This is a genomic window from Paenibacillus sp. YAE3, assembly GCF_057546105.1.
In genome coordinates this window covers 174,348-196,736 of record NZ_BAAIYF010000001.1, presented here as the reverse complement: position 1 = coordinate 196,736, position 22,389 = coordinate 174,348, and the positions used below count along the sequence as shown (strand labels likewise).

Below are 22,389 nucleotides of genomic sequence, written 5' to 3'. Positions count from 1 at the left end.
AAAAGGAGCCTCTTATCATGTATGCCTAAATCATGTCGCGAAGGCTGCTTGTGGGGATGACTTGAGCAAACGTACCCTGCAGCGATGCCATAAAAACATCATGGACGGTTTGGGCCGGAATCACGGCACCGTTCCATTCCAAGTCCCTGGTGGCACACGCATCGTCCAGCAGCACCACTTCATATCCCAAGCGGCTTGCGCTTCGAACCGTCGAATCGATGCATATGTGGCTCATCATGCCGCAAATGACCAACCGCTTTGCTTGGATCGATTCAAGATGCTCTTGCAATTCGGTTTGAAAAAAGCTGTCCGGCGTATGTTTGACGATCACTTTTTCGTCGGATCGAGGTTTTACGCCTTCATGGATGTGGATTCCTTCGGTGCCGGGGAGGAAAAACGTGGCCTGCTCATCCAGAAGAATGCACTGAATATGAATGATGGGCAGGTTCTTTTCCCGGAACAGCGCCAATGCTTCTTGGGCATGGGTTAACGCCTGGTCGGGATGGTATAACTCGTTTCGGCCCCCTTTGAAATAATCGTTCTGAATGTCTACCGATATAAATGCAGTATTCATGGTACATGGCTCCTTTGCTCGTAGAAAAGTTGGTTTCTACACGCATTATAGTACCGGTATGACGTACCGTGAATTACCCACTTTTTTGTGGGTATGGAATGCCTTTGCGGTCGAGAAGTTCGGTTTGCCCCATCTCCACCATGTAATCAATGCCTATTTCCTGCATGATCAACACCGCGTCCAGCAGCCTTTTTCCGCGCTCGGTAAGGTAATATTCGACATGCAGCGGATAACCCTCCGTTTTGATTTTATCGACGATTCCGGAAGACCTGAGCTCTCTTAAATGCTGCAGCAGCATCTTTTGGGTGATCTGGTCGATATCCCTCTCCAGTTGGGCCAAGGACATGCTCCCGTCTTTTAATTGATAAATGATCATGGTTTTCCATTTGCCCTTTATAATGTCATGTACAACCTCTAAAGGGCAGGTACATTGCTCTCGAATCATCATCGGACTCACCTCTATGCCATCATATCAAAAACAGGAAAATTCTTCATTTGTTCGTTTGCTCCGCTTTTTTCGTTCGCCGCTTGTTTTTACCATAAAAAAACTGGCAAGCATCCCAAAATGATTTACACTAGAGTTACATTTTCTGACAAACGCCGCGTATGTGGAAATGCCCATGATGATCGTAGAAATGCACATACTGGCCCGATTTTAGAACTGATATATTGAAAGGGCGGAGGTGTTGGCAGATGAAGCTGCGGAACCCGTTAACGAAAATGAACGTCAAGCAGCAGATGATCCTGCTGTTTCTGGTGCTCGTCATTCCGCTTTTTATCCTGAACAGTTACGGCAACGGCAAGGCCGGGCAAGTGTTGAAACGCCACGTGACCAATGCGTACATCGAGTTGAACAAGCAAAACTTCAAGCTCATCAGCCGGGATATCGAGACGATCAACAAGGTGACGTCCACCGTGCTGCAAAATGCGATGATTCAGCAGCTCAGCACGGCCGGGGACGAAACGATTTTGACCCGGGTGAAAAATTACGAAAAAATCGAGGTCATGCTCAATACCTACTCGCAGGAGACCGATGAGCGGGAGCCGCTGTATTATTCGCTGTACGTGTACGATCCGGATAACGCTTATTTTTTTGCCCCTTATTACCCGGAATCGAAAAAGTCGGGGCTGTATTTCTTTTCGAGCGAGAAGGAAAAGCCGGAATGGTTCGACGAAGCCGTTTCCCGCAAAGGGAACGGTTATTTGAGGCTGACGGATCATCTTTCGCCTCCCGTGAAGGGACAGAAGGATCAGCAGACGCTTCTTTACGTGCGGGCGATCAACAACATCTACAAAGGCGGGACGATCGGCGTGCTGGCGGTGTCCAACGTCGATGCCCGGATCGGCGAATCCTTGAAAACGGTGTCACTGCCGGAAGGCGAGATTTATTTCACGGATTGGAACAACCATATTTTGACGACGACGGAACAAGGGAGAACGGGCGTGCTCGACCTGCCGCCGGAGCTTGACCCCGGCAATTCCGCCATTGGCGTCAAGGACGTCATCGCGAAGGATTTCATCTACGTGGCGGATTACAATTACGTGCTTCAGCAGAAGCTGATCTACAAAGTGCCCGTCAAAGCCCTGCTTCAGCAGCAGAACGAAATCAAGCGGGTCATTCTGGTCATTTCGATCGCTTATTTTATCGTCGGCCTGATCATCATTTTGTATTTCTGGCGGTCGCTGATGACGCCGCTGCAAAAGCTGGTGTTTTTCGTCCGCAGGTACGAACCCGGCCAGATCGTGCCGCAGACCCCGCTGCGGAAACGAAACGACGAGGTCAGCGTGCTGATCTCCACGATCTATGACATGGCGCGAAGGCTGAACGATCTCATCCATTATCAATACGCGATGGACCTGAAGCAGAAGGAATTCCAGCTTTCGCTTTTATACCAGCAGATCAACCCGCATTTGCTGTACAACACCCTGGAAAGCATCTACTGGAAAAGCATGATGGAAGGGAACACAACTTCCGCCGAAATGATCAAGGATTTGTCCAAGCTGATGAAAATCAGCCTCAGCCGCGGGCGGGAGCTGATTACGCTGGAAGAGGAACTCGAGCATGCCACGGCTTACATCAAGCTGCAGCAGAACCGGTACGATTATGCTTTCCGCGTCGAAATGGACGTACCGGAGCATTTGTATTCAGTCCACATTCCGAAAATCACGCTCCAGCCCCTGATCGAAAACGCGATCATTCATGGCATTAAAAATATGGGCGAAGACGGGGAAATCCGTATTGCCGCCGAAGAGCGCCGGGGCGTGCTGTACATCCGCATTTCGGACAACGGCTTCAAACCCGTGGATTACGAAACGATCCGCAAAGTGCTCGGCGACGATTCGCCGAATCCCGCGAAAGGGTACGGCATCCGCAACATTCACCAGCGCCTGCAGCTGCATTTCGGGCCCGAATACGGACTGGCGTACGAGGCGCGGGAAGGCGGAGGCACGACGGTCACCGTATCGCTGCAGATCACGAGGCAGGAGGATTAAAAGGAGGCACTAAAGCGATGTACAACATTTTGGTCGTGGATGACGAACCGCTGATTTGCAAAGGGCTGGCCGGGCTTTTGAACGCTTCGGGCCTTGGCATCGGCAAAATCATGACGGCGGGGAGCGGAGAAGAAGCGCTGGATTACATTCGCTTGGAGGATATCGATCTGCTCATCACGGATATCCAAATGGGAGAAATGAGCGGGATCGAGCTGATGCATCAAGCCAAAATCGTCAAACCTTGGGTGCAGACGATCATCATTTCCGCGCACGAGACGTTTCAGTATGCGCAGATGGCCATCCGCCTGGGGGCGCGCGATTATTTGATCAAGCCGCTGAACAGCGAGCAGTTTCTCGACTCGGTGCGCAGCGTGCTGCTCAAGATGGATAAGCCGCTGCCGCGCACGGAAGAGGTGCTGTCGGGCGGCCAAGGGGATTTTCGCATGGAGGAACCGCAGCCGGAGGTTAACGAGCCGCTGAACCGTCTGCTCGCGGAAACCGTCGAACATCCGGATGAGCCGTATCCCGAGCAGCCGTATTACGAAAGCATCGGGATTGCCGGACCTTATTTCGCCGTCATCAAGGTGAAGCTTGCCTTGAACGGGACGGACGGGGAAAACCTGTTTCCGGAAAAGGACATTCCGCTCATGCAGTACGCTTCGCTGAACATCATCCAGGAGCTGCTGGATCGGGAGCTGGATGCGCGGGTGTTTTATGCGCCCGACCGCAGCATCAATATTTTGGCGCAATGGAGCGAGGAGGCATACGAGGAGCAGCATGCGAACCGGATCAGCCAGCTGGAGATGATCGGCCGGAGCATGCACCATCATATCGGCAAATATTTGAAAATGGAGTGCACGGTCGGCATCAGCCAGATCCTGAAAGGGCTGCAGTTCGTCCACGTACTCAGCCGCCAGGCCGACAAGGCGATGCTTTGGGCCCGGGAGCACGGCGATTACCACGTTTTTTATTACGGCGATTTCAGCTGGCATAACTATGCCCGCGACCCGAACCCCGACGAGCTTTCCACCCAGAGCAACCGCATCGTGGAGCAGGCCAAAGCCTACATCGAAGACAACTACTGCCAAAAAGGGCTCACGATCCAAGAGGTCGCAAGGCGCAACCATGTCAGCCCGAACTATTTGAGCTATTTATTCAAAAAAATGACCGGCTTTAACCTGTGGGAATACGTGGTGAAGCTGCGGATGGAGGAAAGCCGGTCGCTGCTGCTGCACACCGATCTGCGCCGCTACGAAATCGCCGAGCGGGTCGGCTACGAATCGCCGGAGCATTTCAGCAAAATTTTCAAAAAGTACTACGGCGTCAGCCCGAGCGACCTGAAGAAATAGAAGAAGTAAGATCAACCATAATTCACATAGAACTAGACATGTTCCAGGGCAGCTCCCTTTCCTACAATGAAACGTAAGCTGGAAATCAACAAGGAATGAGGGAGAACCATGGGGGAGCCAGGTTTGGTGAGGCAGCCGGCCATCGAGAACCAATCGTCCAAAAGAAGAGGCCTTTTGAAAAAGCACTTTTGGGGATACATGTTTTTGCTGCCGGCTGTCGTGATTTTTATTTTGTTTTTATGGGTGCCGATCGCCAAAGGGGCTTTGTACAGCTTTTACAAGATCGATTTCGTCAATGGCAACACCTTTGTCGGCCTGGACAACTACGTCCGGGTGTTCCATGATCCTGACGTATGGACGGCGATCAAAAATACGCTGTATTACATGCTGCTGACGGTCATTATCGGATTTTGGGTGCCGATCGTCGCTTCCATCGCGATTTCGGAGCTGCGCCGGTTCCAAGGCTTCGCGCGCATCGCCGCCTATTTGCCGTTCGTCGTGCCCGGCGTGGTGCTGTACGGAATGTGGAGATGGATGTACGATCCGGTCGGGCCGATCAACGGGCTGCTCAGCTCGCTCGGCGTCGATCCGGTGTCGTTCATTTCGGACAGCCGCTGGTCGATGATCGCTATCGTGTTCATGGAGACGTGGCAGCAGTTCGGGTCGGCGATGCTGATTTACCTGGCCGGCGTGCTCAGCATTCCGCGGGATTGGTATGAGGCGGCCGAGATCGACGGCGCCGGCGTATGGAGCCGGATTCGGCACATCACGCTTCCTTCGATGCGCAGCCTGATCATCCTGATGTTCATTTTGCAGGTCATCGGCACGTCGCAGGCTTACCAGTCGCAGCTCGCCTTGCTGGACGGCGGACCGAACAACGCGACGCTGACGTATGCGCTGCTCATCGTCAAATACGCCTTTACGCGGCTGGATTACGGCACGGCCACGGCGCTCGGCATGCTGATGTTCATCGTGCTCAGCCTGGTGGGCCTGCTTCAATACAAGCTGAACAAGGAGGAGTATGAAAGATGAGCAAGCAGCATGAACGCGGCATCCTGTCCGGTTCCGACCTGAAAAAGCCGTTGAACCGGATCGTGTACGGCCTCATGGTGTTCGGCATCCTCGTCATGATCGTGACGATGCTGTATCCGATTTTGATGACGATGTTCAACGGCCTGAAAACGAATCAGGAAGTCAACACGTTTCCGCCGCATTTTTTCCCGGAGACGTGGAACTGGAGCAACTTCAAGGAAGGCTGGGAATACATCGATCTGCCGATGTTCCTGAAAAACACGCTGTTTGTATTCGCCGGCAACCTGGTGATGACGATTTTCGTGCTCGGCCTTGCGTCCTTCAGCATTTCGCGTCTGAAGGTGCCCTATCACCGGGCGATCTACTTCTTTATTTTGATGACGTTGTTTATTCCGGCTTCGAGTTACATGATTCCGAACTTCGTCAACCTGAAGGACCTCGGGCTGCTTAACACCTTCTGGGCGTTCTGGCTTCCGGCGGGGGCAAGCGCGTATTATTTCCTGCTGATGAAAAATTTTTTTGACGGCATCCATCCGGAGATCTTCGAGGCCGCGCGAATCGACGGAGCTTCGGAAATCAACAGCTACATCCGCATTGCGGTCCCGCTGTCCGTGCCGATTTTTGCGACGCTGGCGATCTTTATTTTTTCGGGCGCCTGGAACGACTGGTTCTGGCCGTCCCTGGTGCTGCACAGTGAAGAGAAATACACCTTGGCGACGGCGATCTACAAATACGTCATCAACGCGCGCAGCATGGACAACAGCATCAAATTCGCGATCCTGTTCATGGTCATGGTGCCGCCGATTTTCGTATTCCTAGTGTTCCAGCGGTTTATTATGCGGAGCGTCAGCCTGTCCGCGGTGAAGGGATAACATCCGGCAACATCGTAGGCCTGCACACGAAGGGCATATGATTGCACATCGTTAGAACGAATCATCTCTTTTATGATAAAAGGGCAAGTATAACTTTGAAACGAAAAGGGGAGTTTCCATGCGCAAGTTTTCCATGTTGCTGCTCAGCCTGATGCTGTCGGCCGCCATGCTGGCAGCCTGCAGCGGCAATAAAACGGCGGAGGATAACAAAAGCGGAACCGATTCCCAAGGCACGGGCGGGACGGGAAGCAAAACCGAAGAACCGGCCAAAACGGACGACATCTCGCAGAAAAAGATCACGATCAAGATCCACTATCCGCTGCCGGACCAGAAGGAAGCCAGAGCCCAGGAAGACGATAAAATCAAACGGTTTACGGAAAAATATCCGAACGTGACCATCGTCAAGGACGACTGGCAGTACAACGTGAACGAAATCGGCATCAAAATGGCTTCGAACGAGGCGCCGACGTTCTACAACACCTTCGCGACCGAAGCCCAAATGCTCGTCGAGCACGGCTGGGTGGCGGACATCAGCGACCTCTACAACAGCTGGGAGTACAAGGACGAGATGAACCCGCTCCTGCAAAACCAGTTTATCGTGGACGGCAAAGTGTACGGCATCACGCAAAACGGTTACGTGACCTCCACCGTCATCAACAAAGGCCTTTTGGATGCCAAGCAGGTTCCATTGCCGGACATGGACTGGACGTGGGATGACATGTACAACACCGCCAAAGGCGCCACGGACGCCAAGAAGGGCATTTCCGGGATCGCGCCGATGGGCAAGGGCAACGAGGCCGGCTGGAACTGGACCAATTTCCTGTTTGAAGCCGGGGGAGAAATCCAAAACATCGAAGGCGAAAAATATACGGCGGCCTTCAACTCCGATGCCGGCGTCAGAGCGCTCGACTTCTACAAAAAGCTGAGATGGGAAGCGAACGCGATCCCGCAGGACTGGGCGCTCGGATGGAGCGACGCGATTAACGCGTTCCAACAGGGACGGACGGCCATGGTCATCGCGGGCGCATACGATATTATCGACTCCGCCTTGAACCAGGGCGGCCTCAAGCCGGAAAACGTCATTGCCTATCCGATGCCTGCGGCGGAAAAAGGCGGCAAGCATATCGGCATTTTGGGCGGAAACTATTTGGTCATCAACCCGAACGCGACGAAAGAAGAGCAGGAAATGGCTTTCCGTTACATCACGTTCGATTACTTCACGGATAAAGGCCTGGAAGCCCTCGACGCCAACATTCAGGAGCGCAAGGGCAAAAACAAATATTACGTGCCTGCTCCGCTGAACTACTTCAGCGACAACTCCGAATACGCGAAAAAGGTCAATGCCATCTACGCCAAATACGACAACGTCTACCATTATGACGAAAAAATGCTGAGCCTCATCGACGGCAAACCTGAAGCGCAGTACGGAACGCAGGACTATTACGGCGCCATGTCCAACGTCGTGCAGGAGTCCTTCTCGAAGAAAGGAACGGATTCGAAAGCGCAGCTGGACGCAGCGGCCAAACTCGTGCAGACGAAGTTTTTCGACCAGATCAAAGCGCAATAATCGATATCCAAAGAAGCAAAAAGAGGTTCCACACGGGCGCGCAGCCCGGTGGAACCTCTTTTGCTTTTGGGATGCGGGGCATATAACGGGGACGGAGGACTGCCGCGGTTCGATTCCGCCTTACAGTCCTCCGTGGAGGCTTTCTCTTTTAATTGTTTTTCATATACGAGCCAGTTGGTGCGATCGGCCGGGCCGTGTTCAGCTTGCCGAAGCCCGTTCGTTTGCTTACCAGTTGTTTCCCGACACCCGGATCACCTTAAAGTTCGGGCTTTTGTCTTCGCCGTAAATGGCCTTGATTCCGGGACTGTTCACTTTAACGTTGGTGAAGCTTGCCGCGCCGACTACGGGCCCTTGCCCGTCTTCCGCTTTGGCTACAAGCTTGATGCCGTAGCGGGTCGGATTGTTGATGTTGATGTTCTCCAGGCGGATGTTTTCCATCGGTAGGTTTTCCGGGGATTTTGATTGGAACATCAGCCCGAAATATACCGGATTGTTGATGTCGACGTTTTTGACGACGATATTTTTGAAGCTTCGGTCGCCGCCGTAGAACCAAATCGCGCCGAAGTTCTGGTAGTCGTTGATTTTATCGTCGGCCCCGACGCTGGTCCAGAAATCTCCGCCCGTGCGGTCGAGCGTCACGCCGTCGATGACGGTATCCTGATCGCCGAAACCTAACGTGTTGTATCCGAAGCTGAGGCTGCTGACGGTCACGCCCGGGTAGGTCAACGTATCCGCGCCATACAGGTTCTGGAACAGGTTGCCTTGACCGCCGTAGACCGCAAAAGCGGCCGCGCGTCTGACGTTGGTGGCGGTGAGGTTGGTGTACTTGTTGCCCACGTTGTAGGATCCGCCCGAATCGATCGCGCTGAATAACGCAAACGAGTCGTCTCCGGTGCCGCGGGCGTAGTTGTTGTCGATGATATTGTAGGACGATCCGTTGGTCATGTTGATGCCGTCCGCGAACATGTTTTTGATCCGGTTGTTTTTGAACGTGTTGTAGGAAGAGTTGACCCCCCAATAGAGGCAGACGAAATGCTCCGCCCAGACGTTTTCGACGGTTACGTTCCGCATGCCGTTCCCGTCGATGAATTTGCCGGGACCGTCCTGCCTGTACACATAGTTGCCCCAGGCGGACAAGTTTTTGATCGTTGAACCGTTTGCTTCCGATCCGATATTAAATCCGACATCGGTATTCGTTTGGTTTTGGGGGGCCATCAGTTTGGTGTGCCAAGGGCCTGCGCCGATAATTTCGGTGGCCCGGCCGTATAAGTAGATCTTGGAAGGAATCGTCCATTCGCCGGCCGGTATAAAGATCCCCTTTTTGGTCGGGTCTTGCCTGAATTCGTTCAGGGCCTGCTCAATCGATTTGGTGTTCGACACCTGGACGTATTTGCCGGGATCGGGATTAGCGGCGGGCGGAGCGACGTTTTCCGTTTCGATCATATCGACGTAAATCCACGGAACGTCTCCCGGGTCTTTTTGAATCTTGATCTTGGTGCCCTTCGGATAGACTTGGTCGAGCATGAGCTGGGCATCTTCGTACAGCCAATACGCCTTGGAACCCGAGTTGTCGTATCCCAGCCGGCCAAGCGTAGACGGCGTGGCATAGACGTACGAGAATTTGGACGAGACGGCAAAGTTGCCTTTTTTCACGCCGTCGACGTACACGCTGACCGTTCCGGCGGTGTTCTCCGCAACGGCATTGCGAAGCACGAAAGCGTTCGCCGGGGAGGTGAGGGTGAATTCTACATATTCTCCGTTAGCGTCCAGGTAAACGGCCGAACGTCCGGAAGCTTCGCCCGCAAAATCGCCCGGGGTAAAGTTGGGAGCGAGTTTCGTTCCGTTCGTCTTGTTGGAGGAAGACTCGGCTTCAAGGATGGTGAAAGGCATGTTGGCGCCTCGGCCGGTGTGGTTGTCTCCCGAACCGAACCGGGTGACGGCGTTGCTTGGCGCGGAGGAATTGCCGGCGGCGTCTTTGGCGATGACGTAATAGGACACGGTTGCGTTCGAAGGCTGATTGTCCGTAAACGTAAGCGTCGATCCGTCGACGCTGCCGCGGAGCTGGCCGTTTGCGTAGATATCGTATCCGGCAACGCCTGCATTATCGGTCGCCGCATTCCAGGTCAGCTTGATCGTGTCCGGGGTCGGCTGCGTGAAAGCTAGATTTGCGGGGGCGGCAGGAGGCTCATGGTCTCCGTTGTCCGGCACGAACCGGATCCAGTTGATATTGAAGTCATAGCCGCTGGCGTAGATGCGAAGCGTTTGCGGTCCTGCGTTTAACGTCACGTATGCAGTGACGGTTTGCCAATTTTGCCATCCGCCGGTGTTCGGCACCTTCGTGGCGGCAAGCGTCGACGGGCCGGATTGAAGCTGAAGTTCGCCGGTGGAGGCATTGCTGGCCACCCGGTACTCGACAGCGTACGTGCCGGCGTTTTGCACGTTAACGTTGTAATCCAGCCAGTCGCCGACATGAATCCACCCGACGTTGAGGCCGCCGCCGGTATCCGTCGTCGGTTCGGTTTGGATGCCGTTCATGGCGCTATAATTTTCGGCTTCGATTTTGCCCGGGATCGCTCCGGGTTCGGCTTCGCCGCCGGAAGTGCCGTAAATTTCGATTTCCGAAAACTGCGCGGCCGGCCAGCCGGTATTGGCGGTGACGTGAACCCGCACGTAACGCGTATTGACGGCGGGGAAGTCGATCGCGACCGTATTCCCGGCATTCGGATCGAACGTATAGTTAGCCGATGCCTTGACGTTCGAGTAATTGGTTCCGTCCATGCTTCCCTGAATGGCTAAGGTCTGCGTCCGGCTTTCCCATCCGGAGGGAAGCTTCAGCACAGTCTGGTTGATGGCGGATTCTTTGCCGAGGTCGACCTGAATCCATTGCGGGAAGGCGTTGTTGATGCTTTCCCAGTAGGTGCCCTGATTGCCGTCCGTTACATTGGAGGCGACATACACGTCGGCGTGGCCGGATGCCGTCGCAGGTTTGCCGGCCGCCAAATTTTGAGCGGCGGCTGCCCGGACAGGGCCGGGGAATCCCGCCGGACTAAGGAACATGCCCCATATCATGGTTAGGGTGCAAACGGAGGCCAAGATTCGTTTTTTGCTTCTCACGTTTTTCATTCTCCCTTTACAATAGTTTTTTTTGAGCGGCTCTGGGTCCCTGTTGTGCTACTCTTGCGTTCTCATAATGGAAATATACTTCCTTTTATGCAAATGTAAGCGCTGCCTAAAATCGGGAAACACCTCCTTTATTTTCATGATAATCTAGTGCTGCATTATGATCATAAGGCAGTCTTTGCTTCGAATTGAAGTCGCATTTCTATCGACATTGTGTGCGGTATTATGAAATGTCGGGCATCTCCCGGAGTAAGCGGAAGGCCCTCAATCCCGTCTTATCGCGGGGTTGAGGGCCTCGTTGTCCGCATCGGACGTGATGGAAGTTTTTCGGTTCCGGACCCGTTTCCAGTCCGCTCTCGAGGCAGCATCGATCCGCCGTCCAACGTCCGTAATCGGTTATTCCCGGCTTATGGCTGCTTCGGTACGCGCCAATCGCTTGACTGCCGGAACATCGGTTCAAACGGCAGCAAAATTTTGACAGGCAGCGGATACGGGGAGTGGATGCATTGGAGCATCGTTTTTGCCGCAACGACCCCAAGCTCGAATGCCGGGATGTGGATGGTCGACAGCGGGGGCACCGTGTACCGCGACGGTTCGTTATCGTCAAAGCCGACGACGGCGAAGTCCTGCGGGATCCGGTAGCCCTTCTCCGAGATGGCTCGCATCGCGGCCATGGCCATAATGTCGCTGGCTGCGAATACGGCCGTCGGCAGCTGACCGACGGGCGGCTGCTCAAGGAATTTCAGCATCAGCCGGTAAGCATTGTCGGGCTCCCACTCGGCATTCAGGACATACTGCCTTTGGACGGCGAGACCGGCCTGCTCCAGCGCGGTTTTGTAGCCGCGGTAACGCTTTTCCCGCTCAAAGTTGCCGGAAAGGCCGGTGCCGCCGATGAAAATGATATCGCGGTGGCCTTGGTCGACCAGATGCGCAACGGCCATGCGCGCAGCTTCGACCCGGTCGTAGGAGATCGTCGGGATGCTCGGATCGGACACGTCGATGCCGACAATCTGTTTGACGTGCTTTTTCATATGGTTGTACATTTTTCCATCGAGGCCTTCGATCAAAATGATTCCTTCGATCTGCGGATCTTCCGTCACTTCCCGCCAAATTTCCGGCCGCTTCAGCTCCTCCTGCGTATGGGTAAAGGCGAGCTTGTAGCCGTTTCTAGCCAATTCCTTGTCGATGCCTTCGCATATCACCGAAAAGTAGGGATGGTAATGGCGATCCTGCATCGTCGATACGATGCACCCGATTCCCTTGACCGTCGGAGCCTGTTCTTGAGAGGCCGGCTTGACGGGGTACCCAAGGTCCCGTGCGGCATCCCAAATTTTTTGCTTGGTTTGGCTGTTGACCGAGCGGTTGGATTCGTTGGCCAGCACGCGGGAGACGGTGGAGATGGAGACGCCGACGCGTTCGGCTATATCTTTTAATGTGGGCATAACGTATAACCTGCCTTTTTTCGCTATGTCAGTCATGTTATTGCTTCTATTTTTGCGGCAAAATCCCACATTCTATGTTAAGTAAAAAGAGATAGGAGGTCAACTGCATTTAGCGCAAACACAGACAAAACACGAGGAAAATTTGCCGCAAAACATGAGATCGAAACCATTGACGTAATCCGTTGAATGCGCTATATTTTCCATATGGATTGAGGGACATTGCCATGGGAAGTTAGATAAAGGTTGAAAGGAGGAGGAATGTGCGATCTTTAAAAATTGCGGCAATTTTATTATCTTTTTGCGCATATTTTGCAATATTGGGGTGCTCGGCAGGAGTAGGATCGAACGCAAGCGTTGACGGCAAGGTAAAGCTCGTTTTCTGGGCGCATCAGGAAGACGCTTTCGTTGCGGCTTATGAAAAGCAGATTGAAGCCTATCAAAACGAGCACCCCAACGTCGAAATCAAATTTCAAACCTTTCCTTACGAAATTTACAACCAGAAATTAAAAGCCTCTTTTTCGGCGAGGACCCCTCCCGACGTTGCAGAAATGTTCGGTACATGGGTGCCGGAATATTCCCGTCACGGCGCGCTTGCCGAGCTTCCGGACGGGGAGACGCTGAGCAAGGAGTATTACCCGGCGCCTGTCGGCGGTTATATGCTGAACGGCAAACTGTACGGGCTGCCGATGGAGTACAACATCGAAAACGGCGGCATGCTCATTCACCCGCAGATGTTGAAGGAGAAGGGAATCGACCGTCCGCCGGCCACATGGGACGAACTCGTCGATGCCGCGAAAAAGCTGACCGTGCGGGATGGCAAAGGCTTGAAAGTGAAAGGCTTCGATTTCGTATCTTCCGATAACATCACCTTTTCGTTTCTTTCGCTCATTTTGCAGCAGAAGGGCCATTTCTGGGGCGAAGACGAGCACGTGAATTTCCAGACACCCGAAGCTGTCAAAGCGATGATGGCGCTTAAGGCGCTCGTCGCCGACGATAAAGTGGCGGATTTGACGACCTTCGGCAGCCAGCTGGATATCTCGGATTATTTTTTTCAAGGCAACTCCGCCATGACCTACCGCGGACCTTGGACGATCGCGGCGGGGCTGGATAACTACCAGGTGAAGGATTTCGATTACGTGCCCGTGCCGTCGTTCACCTCGGAAAAACCGTTTTTTGCGGCGGAATCTGGGTGGGGAACCGTCGTCGCCCAAAAGAGCAAGGCGAAAGCGGAAGCGCTCGATTTCATTCAATTCATGGCGCAGAAGGATCGTTTGAAAGCATGGAATCTCGACACCTTTACCGTTCCGGCCAAGAAGGAAGTTGCGGCTGACCCGGAATTCGTCAAGGAAAATCCATATATGAAAACATCGCTCTCCGTCCTTCAGTACGGGCAATGGATCGGTCCGATCGCGGACCGCGATTATTTCTTCAAGCAGGTGAATGATCATTTTCAACTGATTGCAGCGGGGAAAGAGAGCGTGGAAGACGGTCTCAAAACGATGGAGAGAGCGATAAACGATAGTCAGGACAACCATAAATGATCGGAGTGTCTGGATAATGAACGAAGCGACCGTAATAAGCGATAACAAGCGGGCAGGAATGCGAAAGAAGCCTGGCCGTTACCGCAACGAGCGGCGATTTGTATTCGCTTTCTTAACGCCTGTGCTGCTGTTGTTCGGCGTGTTTGCCTTCCTTCCCATTGCGTGGAGTCTGATTTTGTCCTTGTTTCAATATAACCCGATGAGCGATCATGCCCGCTACGTCGGCGCGGCGAATTATTTGCGCATGTTTACGGACGTGGTGGTCCTGAAATCGCTGTGGGTCACGTTCAAATTCGTCTTTATTACCGTCATTTCCAATCTTGTCATTACGCTTTTGATTGCGATGGCCATTCAGCGGGTGCGGGTACGCTGGCTCAAGGATTTATTCCGCACCGTATTTTTTCTTCCGACCATTGCTCCGCTTGCCGGGACGGCCATCGTCTGGAGCACGATGTTCAACTACCATAACGGCTTGTTCAACATGATCCTCGGCGAGCTCCACATCGCGCCGGTACAATGGCTGAGCGATCCGCATTACGCTTTGCTGTCGGTCATCATGATGACGTTGTGGGCCGATATCGGATACAACATCGTCCTGTTCATGGCGGGCCTTGATTCGATTCCGGAAATGTACTACGAAGCCGCCATTTTGGACGGGGCGAACCGTTGGCATTTATTCCGTCATGTGACGCTGCCGTTGTTAAGCAGATCGACGCTGTTCGTCACGATTACAACCGTTATTTCTTATTTTCAAGCATTTCCGCAGTTCCAGATCATGACCAAGGGCGAGCCTTTCAACGAAACGAGGGTACTTGCGCTGCAAATTTACGACCAGGCCTTTTCCAATTCGAATATGGGCTATGCGTCGGCTTTGGCCACCTTGTTCCTCGTGATTATATTAATCGTCACTGTGCTGCAGTTGAGATTGGGCCGTACGCAGTGGGAATATTGAAAGGAGTCTGAAAACGTATGCGTCGCAAAAATGTCTGGCTTGATACTGCCGTCACGGCCTTGCTCGCGGTAGCAGCCTGTGTCATGCTGGTCCCCTATCTGTGGATGGTGCTTTCGTCATTCAAGGGCAACATGGACATCATTTCGGGCTCAGGCGGCTTTTGGCCCAAGCATCCCAGCCTGGACGGCTATCGTACGGTGTTTGCGGACGCTCCCTTCGGCGTCTGGCTCTTGAACAGCGCAGTCACTTCGGTCATCATCACGGCCGCCACGCTGTTTACCAGCGCGCTTGCCGGATATGTATTCGCCAAACATCAGTTTCGCGGCAAACGAATTTGGTTTCTGCTGATCCTGGCTACGATGATGATTCCCTTCCAAGTCATCATGATTCCGACGTATTTGATTACCGCCAAGCTTGGGCTCGTCAACAATTTGGCCGCGATCGTTTTGCCCAATCTCGTCAGCTCTTACGGCGTGTTCCTGGCGAAGCAGTTTATCGAGGAGATTCCGAACGATTTGCTCGAGGCTGCGAGAATCGACGGGGCGGGCGAACTGAAGTTAATGGTCCGCATCATCGCGCCGCTTATTTTTCCGATGTTGTCCGCGCTGGGGATTTTTACGTTCATGAATGCATGGAACAACTACTTATGGCCGCTCATCGTGCTGAACGATACCGAAAAAATGACGGTTCCGCTCGCGCTGGTCTATTTTAACGGCACCCATGTCGTCAATTACAATGTCGTGATGTCGGCCGCCGTCTTAATTACGATTCCCGTCATCGTCGTGTTCCTGATTTTCCAAAAGCAGTTCGTTAAAGGTTTGACGATGACCGGCATGAAATAAACCAAATGGAGAGAGAACATATGACGAAAATAACGATTATCGGCGCAGGCAGCGCTTTTACGCAAGAAATTGCCGTGGATATTTTAAACATCGAAGGCGTGGAGGGCGGTACGATCGCGCTTGTCGACATCGATGCGGATCGGCTGGAGATTGCCCGGAAGCTCGTCCTCAAAATCATCGAAATGACCGGGAAACGATGGGACGTCATCGCCTCCGTCGACCGCAGAGAGGTACTCGCCGGATCCCGTTTTGTCATTAATCAGATCGAAGTCGGCGGACTGCAGACCGTTCGGTATGAATACGAAATTCCATTGAAATACGGCGTGAATCAATGCATCGGCGATACGCTGGGCCCCGGCGGTTTGTTCAAAACGCTGCGAACGCTGCCGAGCTGGATGGACATCGTGCGGGATATCGAGGAGTTGTGCCCGGACAGCATTATTTTGAACTATACGAATCCGATGTCGGCCGTGACGCTGCTTACTTCCCGGATCACCGAGATCCCGGTCGTCGGGTTATGTCACTCGATCCAGAACACATCCAGACAGCTTGCCAAATATGCAGGCGTTCCTTACGAAGAACTGCAATGGAAAGCAGGGGGCATTAATCATATGTCCTGGTTCGTGGAGCTGACGCATCAGGGCAAGAACTTATATCCGGTGCTTCGCGAAAAAATCAAGGACCCTGACCTGCTGAAAAAAGATCCCGTGCGTTTTGACGCGATGAAATACTTGGGAGCATTCGTCTCGGAATCGAGCGGACATTTCTCCGAATACATTCCGTATTACCGCAAACGGCAGGATTTGATCGATCAGCATTGCAGTTCCGGCTATAATGGGGCAACCGGCTTCTATGCCAACAACTGGCCGATCTGGCGCAAGGAGAACGACGAGCAGATCCTGCAAAAGCTTGAAGGAAAACTCCCGATCAGCCTGGAGTCCAGCAATGAATATGCCGCGATTATTATCGAAGCGATGCTGAAGAACGAACCGAAAGTGATTTACGGCAATGTGCCGAATGAGGGGCTTATTCATAATTTGCCGCAAAACGGCGTCGTCGAGGTCGCATGCATGATCGACCGGAACGGCATAAACCCTTGCCGGTTCGGCGAACTGCCGGAGCATTTGGCCGCGCTCTGCCGCTCCAATATGGCATTCTTCGAGCTGGCCGTCGGCGCCGTGCTTGAAAACGATAAAGAAATGGCGCGGCATGCGCTGATGGTGGATCCGTTATCGGCCGCCGTATGTTCCCTTAAAGAAATCAGCGACATGTTCGAAGAACTGTACGAAGCGGAGCGGGATTTCATCCCGGATTTGCGATGAGCAGAACGGGAAGAGGGGAGGCCATCCCTACCGTCGTCATCGTCGGAGAGTTGAACGTGGATGTCATTGTTACGGGCAGCGACGTTATGCCGGAATGGAACCGGGAGAAAATCGTCGACGGCTTTCGGGTCGTCCTCGGTTCTTCCTCGGCCATCACCGCCTGCGCTCTTGCCAGCCTCGGGGCGGACGTCAGGTTCGTCAGCGTCGTTGGCGACGATGATTTCGGGACGTTCTGCATATCCGAATTGAAACGTATGGGAGTGAATACGGAACATATCGTCCGTTTGCCCGGCGTGCAGACAGGCGTGACGATGTCCTTCTCCACGCCGTCCGACCGCGGTTTGCTGACTTATCCGGGCAGCATTCCGCTTGTCGGACCGGAGCATGTCCCGGAAACGCTGCTGATGGAAGCAGACCATCTTCACTTCGGCTCCTATTATTTGCAGGACGGAATGAGGCCGCATTGGCCGCAATGTTTCAAGCGCGCACAAAGCCACGGCGTCAGCACTTCGTTCGACACGGGATGGGACGTAAGGAATGTATGGGACCGGGAAGGAATATGTGCGTTGTTGGTCCATACCGATTTGTTTATTCCGAGCGAGGAAGAGATTCTGCATATTTTCGAGTCGGCGTCTCTCGGCCAAGCATTTGCCAAAATCCCTCCGACTGCAGGCCGCATTGCCGTCAAGCAAGGATCCAAAGGGGCTTCGCTGCTTGAACCGGACGGCACGGTTATTTTGGCTGAGCCATACCGTGTGACGCCCGTCGATACGACGGGAGCGGGGGACTGCTTTAATGCCGGCATCATCTATGGGTATTTGCATGGAAAAACGGCTAAATCGCTGCTTCGCTATGCCAATGCATGCGGCGCGTTGTCGACGCTGGGCGTGGGCGGCACCGGCAGCTTGCCGACGGCGGAGGGGATCGCCCGCTTGATGGCAAAAAAATAGCCTTGCGGCGAGCTAACCCGGTGTTACTGAGTTTTGAAGGAATCGAAGCCGATAGAGAGGGGAGGTGGTTTTGTAATCTTGTTCTAAAACCTATATTGAAGGAGCTGATTGAAATCATGTTGAAATTCGGTAAACGTATGATCATGGGTCTGAGTATTGCCGCCTTGGCGGTCTCTCTTGGGAATACGGCACCGTCCAAAGCCGCGGCGGATGGAACGGCCGAGTATTACGTATCGCCAAACGGCAACGATTCGAATGCCGGAACGCTGGCCTCCCCGTGGAAAACGCTGCAGCATGCAGCCGACGTTGCCGTGCCAGGCAGCACGGTCTATGTCCGCGGCGGCGTATACAACCAGAAGCTGAAAATCACCCGTTCCGGGTCCGCGGAGCAAGGTGCGATCACGTTTTCGAATTATGATAATGAAGTACCTGTTATCGATGGCACCGGGCTCTCGGTCAGCGGAACGGAAGGAATCGTCGATCTGACCGATGCCAAATACATCACAATAAACGGCTTTGAAATCCGAAATTATACAACGACCCAAAACGGCATTATGCCGGTCGGCATCTATGTGCACGGCTCGGGCAGCTACATTACCCTATCGAACAATAAGGTCCATGACATCAAAAATACCGCTGCCCCGAAAGGATCGGACTTGGAAGGCAGGGATGCGCACGGGATCGCCGTATACGGCACGAAAGCGCCGGATTCCATCAACAACATTACGGTCGACGGCAACGAGCTTTACAATCTCGTCCTCGGCTCCAGCGAATCGCTGGTGGTGAACGGCAACGTCGATACGTTCCATATCACGAATAACGTGATCCACGACAACGACAACATCGGGATCGATGTGATCGGCTTTGAAGGCAAGTCCCCGAACGCCGCCTACGACCAGGCGCGAAACGGACTTATCAAAGGCAACAGAATCTACAATGTCACGTCCGCCAACAATCCGTCCTACGAGAAAGGCAGCACCGAAGCGGGCGGCATTTACGTCGATGGCGGCAAAGACAGCATCATCGAGCAGAACTACAGCTACAACAACGACATCGGCATCGAAATCGCATCCGAACATGCCGGCAAGTCGACCAGCAACATTACGGTGCGCAGCAATATGATTTACAAAAATCGCTTGACCGGCATTGCCATGGGCGGATACGACACGGAACGCGGCTCCACCAAGAATTGCAGCATCGTCAACAATACGCTTTATAAAAACGATTCCTTGGGCGAAGGAAACGGCCAACTATACGTTCAGTACGATACGGAAAACAACGTCATCAAAAACAACATCATGGTGGCCAGTTCCTCCGATGTCCTGATCTATAACGAATACACGAAAAATACGGGGAATATCGTCGATTATAATCTTTACTTCGCGCCAGGAGGCAGCTCCAACGCAACGTGGACATGGAAAAGCAAAGAGTACACCGGCTTTTCGGCGTATAAATCCAAAACAGGCAACGACGCGCACTCCATCTTTGCCGATCCGAAGTTCCTGAACGTTTCGAATAACGATTTTCACCTTCAGCCTGCGTCGCCGGCGATCGATGCCGGTTCGACGGATACGGCCATCATTGGTGAATACGATATCGACGGTCAAGCCAGAGTACAGGGTTCGTCCGTGAACATCGGGGCGGATGAATAGGGATAGATCGCATATTTTCTAATTACGGTCCGATTTGGCTCAAGACGACTTGCGTCGAACCTTTATGCTCAATGAGCATAAAGGTTCTTTTTTTGCGTGGATGAAACGCGCTTTGTTAGAACCCGCCTTGATCTCTTTGTTTTTTTGTATTATGTTTGCTTGGACGTTCCGTAATAAATAGGCGTGGCGCAAACCCCCAACAATCGAGGACAGAGGGAGGACGTTCATTTTGGTCATCAAAATTTCCAGGGAACAAAAGGCTGTTATTGCCGATAAGGTGCAGGCTTACTTCGAGGAGGAGCGTTCCGAAAGCATCGGTCGGCTGGCGGCGGAACAGATCATAGATTTTATGATCGGCGAACTCGGGCCGTTTATTTATAATCAGGGCATCGCAGATGCCAGGGCCGTGATCGCCGAGAAGACGGCTCAGATCGACGACGAACTGTACGCGCTCGAGAAGCCGGTTTTTCAACGGGGACGCTAGCATGGTGAGCGCCATTAAAAAATAAAGCGGGAGGCTATCGTTTGTTCCCGTTCGCTTTTGGGTAAAAACTACCTGACGCAGCTTGGATGATCAGGCTGCAAGCATTTATGCGAAGGTAGGTGGATAGGATGTCCCAAGAGCAAATGCAACAATGCATTGATGCATGTTTACAGTGTATGGTCGCCTGCAGCATCTGTTATGATGCCTGCTTGAAAGAAAACGACATCGGCAGGATGAGGGATTGCATCCGCTTGGACCGCGAGTGCGCGGACATGTGCGAGCTGGCGGCTAAATCCATATCCCAAGGCAGTCCTTTCGTTCGGGAAATATGCACATTATGTGCCGACATTTGCGATGCATGCGGAAAAGAGTGCGAAAAACATATGCACGAGCACTGCAAACATTGCGCGGAAGCCTGTTTTGCTTGCGCGCAGGCATGCCGGAACATGGCGGCTTGACGGATAGGAAAAAGGGCGGAATCGGGTTGGCGGCGCTCCTTGGTTACAAAATAGTGCTTATATGACTTGAAAGTGCGTACTTCGCAAAGCGATGTTTTCGATGCACAATGGGAGCATATCAAGCACAGCCAAAAGGAGCTGAATTGCCATGAATCACCCGTCTGTCCATCAAGAACGTAAAGTCGCGCTGGTCATCGGCGCCAACGGCGTCATCGGCCGCAACCTGATCGAATATCTGACGACGCTGCCGGATTGGGATATCATCGGCGTATCCCGCAGGGGAGGGGAGGATACCGGCCGGGTCCGCTACGTAGCCGCCGACCTGCTGGATCAAGAGGATACGCGCCGGAAGCTGGGAGGTTTATCCGAGGTTACCCATCTGTTTTACGCGGCTTTTCAAGACCGTCCGACTTGGGCGGAGCTGGTCGCGCCGAATCTGGCCATGCTGACGAACAGCGTGGAGGCCGTCGAAGCGGCCGCTCCGGGTTTGCGGCATATCAATTTGATGCAGGGATACAAAGTGTACGGAGCGCATTTGGGTCCGTTCAAAACCCCGGCGCGGGAGACGGACGCCGGCCATATGCCGCCCGAGTTTAACGTGGATCAGCAAAATTACCTGGAAAAGCGGCAGCCAGGGAAGTCATGGACCTGGTCGGCGCTGCGCCCCTCCGTCGTTGCGGGTTTTGCGCTCGGCAATCCGATGAACCTTGCGATGGTGATCGCGGTGTATGCCTCCATCTCGAAAGAGCTGGGCATCCCGCTCCGTTTTCCGGGCAAGCCGGGGGCATATCACACCTTAATGGAGATGACGGATGCGGGGCTGCTCGCGAAAGCGACGGTGTGGGCCGCGACGGATCCGCGCTGCGCCAATCAGGCGTTTAATATCAATAACGGGGATTTGTTCCGCTGGAACGAAATGTGGCCGAAAATCGCCGGTTATTTTGGTCTCGAGACCGCTCCCCCGCTGCAGATGCCGCTGGAGATCGTCATGGCGGACAAAGAACCGCTGTGGAATGAAATGGTGAAGAAGTACGGACTTGCGCCGCATTCCTATCAGGAAGTGTCCTCCTGGCGGTTTGGCGACTTCGTGTTTTCCTGGGACTATGACTTTTTCGCCGACGGCTCCAAAGCCCGCCGTTTCGGTTTTCATGAGTTCGTGGATACGGAAGAGATGTTTATGGGCATTTTTGACGAATTGCGCCGCCGTAAAGTCATACCTTAACGGCAGGGCGTAACCAAAAAAGGCTGTTCCCACGCCGGCTTCAACGGGAACGGCCTTTATGCGTTTTTACCGGGAGGCTTCGAGCTCGCGGCTTTGCAGGACGACGGCTTTGCCGTCGTATTTTTGTTCGATGTGGGTGTCCCCCCAGCGGCACATCATATACAAAATGTCTTTCAGCGTCCAGCCGTATTCGGTCAGCTCGTATTCGACTCTGGGCGGCACCTCGTTATAGACGATCCGGGAGATGACGCCTTCGTCCTCCAGTTCCCGAAGATGCTGCGTCAGCATTTTTTGGGTGATGGACGGAATCAATTTCATGAGCTCGCTGTTGCGCTTTTTTCCGAACGTCAGATGAAAAAGGATCACGGGCTTCCACTTGCCGCCGATGACCTCAAGCGTGGCTTCCACTGCCGTATTGAACACTTTTACGGGTTCTTCCATGCTATTCGCCTCCCATCGATCGGATCATCATAGAACAATATAGCACGAAAATAACCCTTTATGGCAGGATCTCTCG

At 53.3% G+C, this 22,389-nt stretch carries 19 protein-coding genes; 14 read left to right on the top strand and 5 right to left on the bottom strand.

Translation table 11 applies throughout. The features are described 5' to 3' along the window. Nucleotides 1-25: 25 nt before the first annotated feature. On the bottom strand, nt 26-574 hold the full coding sequence (locus AC27KL_RS00840; protein WP_487168467.1) for a cysteine hydrolase family protein: 549 nt from the start codon (nt 572-574) through the stop codon (nt 26-28). Nucleotides 575-647: 73 nt separating this feature from the next. Further along, nucleotides 648-1,019, bottom strand: a complete 372-nt coding sequence (locus tag AC27KL_RS00835; protein WP_487168761.1) for a winged helix-turn-helix transcriptional regulator — start codon at nt 1,017-1,019, stop codon at nt 648-650. Between the two features lie 248 nt (nt 1,020-1,267). Between AC27KL_RS00835 and AC27KL_RS00830 the strand changes: the two genes are divergently transcribed. The 5 genes from AC27KL_RS00830 (at nt 1,268) to AC27KL_RS00810 (ending at nt 7,887) form a co-directional block, all read left to right on the top strand. Beyond that, nucleotides 1,268-3,067 (top strand): sensor histidine kinase, encoded by a 1,800-nt coding sequence (locus AC27KL_RS00830; protein ID WP_487168466.1) that lies wholly within the window; start codon nt 1,268-1,270, stop codon nt 3,065-3,067. A 17-nt stretch (nt 3,068-3,084) separates the two neighbouring features. Next, nucleotides 3,085-4,416, top strand: coding sequence for a response regulator transcription factor (locus tag AC27KL_RS00825; RefSeq protein ID WP_487168465.1), 1,332 nt, complete (start codon nt 3,085-3,087; stop codon nt 4,414-4,416). Between the two features lie 198 nt (nt 4,417-4,614). After that, complete coding sequence (locus tag AC27KL_RS00820) at nt 4,615-5,448, top strand: carbohydrate ABC transporter permease (RefSeq protein WP_487168760.1); 834 nt, start codon at nt 4,615-4,617, stop codon at nt 5,446-5,448. Beyond that, complete coding sequence (locus AC27KL_RS00815) at nt 5,445-6,320, top strand: carbohydrate ABC transporter permease (protein ID WP_487168464.1); 876 nt, start codon at nt 5,445-5,447, stop codon at nt 6,318-6,320. The genes AC27KL_RS00820 and AC27KL_RS00815 overlap by 4 nt, the downstream gene beginning before the upstream one ends. 118 nt (nt 6,321-6,438) lie before the next feature. After that, nucleotides 6,439-7,887: an ABC transporter substrate-binding protein gene (locus AC27KL_RS00810; RefSeq protein WP_487168463.1), complete on the top strand. Its 1,449-nt coding sequence runs from the start codon at nt 6,439-6,441 to the stop codon at nt 7,885-7,887. A gap of 225 nt (nt 7,888-8,112) precedes the next feature. Here the strand turns inward: AC27KL_RS00810 and AC27KL_RS00805 are convergent, their stop codons facing one another. Beyond that, nucleotides 8,113-11,010: a carbohydrate-binding protein gene (locus tag AC27KL_RS00805; RefSeq protein WP_487168462.1), complete on the bottom strand. Its 2,898-nt coding sequence runs from the start codon at nt 11,008-11,010 to the stop codon at nt 8,113-8,115. Between the two features lie 404 nt (nt 11,011-11,414). Continuing rightward, on the bottom strand, nt 11,415-12,449 hold the full coding sequence (locus AC27KL_RS00800) for a LacI family DNA-binding transcriptional regulator (RefSeq protein ID WP_487168461.1): 1,035 nt from the start codon (nt 12,447-12,449) through the stop codon (nt 11,415-11,417). 260 nt (nt 12,450-12,709) lie between these two features. On the opposite strand from AC27KL_RS00800, the gene AC27KL_RS00795 reads away from it, so the two are divergent. From AC27KL_RS00795 to AC27KL_RS00755, 9 genes are all read left to right on the top strand, one after another. Further along, the gene (locus AC27KL_RS00795) at nt 12,710-13,990 is read left to right on the top strand and encodes an ABC transporter substrate-binding protein (protein ID WP_487168460.1); all 1,281 of its coding nucleotides are present in this window, start codon (nt 12,710-12,712) and stop codon (nt 13,988-13,990) included. Between the two features lie 58 nt (nt 13,991-14,048). After that, complete coding sequence (locus tag AC27KL_RS00790) at nt 14,049-14,942, top strand: carbohydrate ABC transporter permease (protein WP_487168459.1); 894 nt, start codon at nt 14,049-14,051, stop codon at nt 14,940-14,942. A gap of 17 nt (nt 14,943-14,959) precedes the next feature. Further along, nucleotides 14,960-15,784 carry a carbohydrate ABC transporter permease gene (locus AC27KL_RS00785; RefSeq protein WP_487168458.1) on the top strand — a complete coding sequence of 275 codons (825 nt, stop codon included), beginning with the start codon at nt 14,960-14,962 and terminating at the stop codon, nt 15,782-15,784. Nucleotides 15,785-15,804: 20 nt separating this feature from the next. Beyond that, the gene (melA, locus tag AC27KL_RS00780; protein ID WP_487168457.1) at nt 15,805-17,106 is read left to right on the top strand and encodes an alpha-galactosidase; all 1,302 of its coding nucleotides are present in this window, start codon (nt 15,805-15,807) and stop codon (nt 17,104-17,106) included. Continuing rightward, nucleotides 17,103-18,056 carry a carbohydrate kinase family protein gene (locus AC27KL_RS00775; protein WP_487168456.1) on the top strand — a complete coding sequence of 318 codons (954 nt, stop codon included), beginning with the start codon at nt 17,103-17,105 and terminating at the stop codon, nt 18,054-18,056. Before melA ends, AC27KL_RS00775 begins: the two co-directional genes overlap by 4 nt. A 116-nt stretch (nt 18,057-18,172) precedes the next feature. Then, nucleotides 18,173-19,708 carry a right-handed parallel beta-helix repeat-containing protein gene (locus AC27KL_RS00770; RefSeq protein ID WP_487168455.1) on the top strand — a complete coding sequence of 512 codons (1,536 nt, stop codon included), beginning with the start codon at nt 18,173-18,175 and terminating at the stop codon, nt 19,706-19,708. A 229-nt stretch (nt 19,709-19,937) separates the two neighbouring features. Continuing rightward, entirely contained in the window at nt 19,938-20,192 is a 255-nt protein-coding gene (locus AC27KL_RS00765) for a DUF2164 domain-containing protein (RefSeq protein WP_487168454.1), read from the top strand. 128 nt (nt 20,193-20,320) lie between these two features. Further along, entirely contained in the window at nt 20,321-20,650 is a 330-nt protein-coding gene (locus AC27KL_RS00760; RefSeq protein ID WP_487168453.1) for a four-helix bundle copper-binding protein, read from the top strand. A gap of 148 nt (nt 20,651-20,798) precedes the next feature. Beyond that, nucleotides 20,799-21,872 (top strand): SDR family oxidoreductase, encoded by a 1,074-nt coding sequence (locus tag AC27KL_RS00755; protein ID WP_487168452.1) that lies wholly within the window; start codon nt 20,799-20,801, stop codon nt 21,870-21,872. A 66-nt stretch (nt 21,873-21,938) separates the two neighbouring features. Here the strand turns inward: AC27KL_RS00755 and AC27KL_RS00750 are convergent, their stop codons facing one another. Beyond that, on the bottom strand, nt 21,939-22,313 hold the full coding sequence (locus tag AC27KL_RS00750) for a winged helix-turn-helix transcriptional regulator (protein WP_487168451.1): 375 nt from the start codon (nt 22,311-22,313) through the stop codon (nt 21,939-21,941). Nucleotides 22,314-22,389: the final 76 nt, after the last annotated feature.